Genomic DNA, 1,643 nt, shown 5'->3' on the forward strand with positions numbered 1-1,643 from the left:
TTCCTCCTTTCAGCTCCATTCCCGAAGCGGTGTTTCCAGCTCCACGACATAATCAGAGAATACAGAAACATCAAACAAGTCATCAAGAATGCGAATGTTGACAAAATAACCATCATTCCGGATACAGACAGGTTCTCCCTCTTCTGTTACCCCTGTTTCTGTGTAGGTGAAACCAATTTCATCAACTAACAGTTTATTCTGGAGGTCTTCATCTTCCGCCCAGCCAAGAGATGACAGGAAGGCCTTAAACTGCAGTTTGTCATGAAACTTCAAAGTTAAATCTTTCATACGACCTCTTTTAATTGCCTGTCATTTAATTCTTTATGCCATATGCGGAAATTGCGAATATGGCCAAACAGATGTCGTTCTCCAGTATTCGTCTGCCCTCCAAATCGGATATTTTTATCAGCGGTCACGCCATTATATTCACAATAAACTTCATTAACCGCTTTACCATTTGTCACCACATGAAAGTGACCATCAGCTTTTGCAATACATCCAAATGTGGTTTTCTCTGCAAATACATCTGTCGCTGCGCTATTAACATACGAGCCTGAAGGGTTTGACAGACTCATATATAACTTACCACTACCTCTGTTGATTGCTGCAATTGCTGATTGCCCGGTATTGGCTGCTGCTATATCCCACACGCGGGGTGCGGCGTTTGGTGCAATATCCCAGTTTTTATGAATCTCAAGTAAAAAAGTAAATGGTAACTTATAAAGATTATTTCTGGTGGGGATACTAACCAAATCACTGGCTCTTGTCGTTGCGCTGCCTCCTGAAATAATAAATGATGATACACACGGCCCATTCTCTACTTGTGGGGTGGCAAGATAAATATAGTCACCAGATACTGTTGCCCCACCCTGCCCAGGAGAATACTGTATCTGAGAGCCTATTTTTAACTCACCATCAATTGCCTGAATCGTTGCCTCTGCAAAAATCCAGCCCGTGGTCTTATCCTTCCTGACTCGTGCCGTAATTCTGCCGGCAGCACCACCTGTCATACTAATTTCAAGCGTTTGCGTATCAATGTACGCATCGCCAAGAAAAGTTGTTGCACTACCATCATACTTATCAAACCGTATACGTAACCTTACCTGTCGTTCTGTTTTAAAACGGCATGAGGTTGTCACGTACTTGTTATCGCCTGAGACATCAACTGACTTTGTTGCAGCAATTGATGCCATATTAATAGCCGAAGTTTGCCCAACCAGAGAATCGTTGCAGACAAACTTTCCATAAGTAAAACCAAAACTATCCGTCCCGGTTTCGGGCACATCCATGTTTGATGACTTCCCCCAGCTGGCTGGACTTTCCGAATTGAGCATGTAGTTCGTTCTTTGTCCCTCAATAAGCAGGCCATCACACTCAAATCGCGGCTCATTAATTTCCGCCGTTTTCAGTTCGCCAGATTTGTTGATATATGTTGCCGTTGATGCGCGACTGAAATTAACCTGTTTATCACTGGCGACCTGAACCACATCGTCACCAATAGCTATTTTTTTATAGCCCGGAGAAAAACCCGCAATCATATCCAGTGAATCGTTAAACGGTATCCACACATCAGGCAGCGGCGGCACTATATTCGCACAGGGCTCTGCAGTCACTTCCGCTGCGGCTTCTGCGCGGTCTGCCGC

Annotated in this window: 2 protein-coding genes; both read right to left on the bottom strand. The window is 44.2% G+C overall.

The features are described 5' to 3' along the window. Window positions 1-9: 9 nt before the first annotated feature. On the bottom strand, window positions 10-288 hold the full coding sequence (locus ACJHX4_RS26665) for a hypothetical protein (protein WP_000654168.1): 279 nt from the start codon (window positions 286-288) through the stop codon (window positions 10-12). Beyond that, a partial coding sequence (locus ACJHX4_RS26670; RefSeq protein WP_227915086.1) for a phage tail protein occupies window positions 285-1,643 on the bottom strand: 1,359 nt, incomplete at its 5' end. The genes ACJHX4_RS26665 and ACJHX4_RS26670, both read right to left, overlap by 4 nt.

The sequence above is a fragment of the Escherichia sp. WS2035 genome, from assembly GCF_046487065.1.
Taxonomy (GTDB): Bacteria; Pseudomonadota; Gammaproteobacteria; order Enterobacterales; family Enterobacteriaceae; genus Escherichia; species Escherichia coli.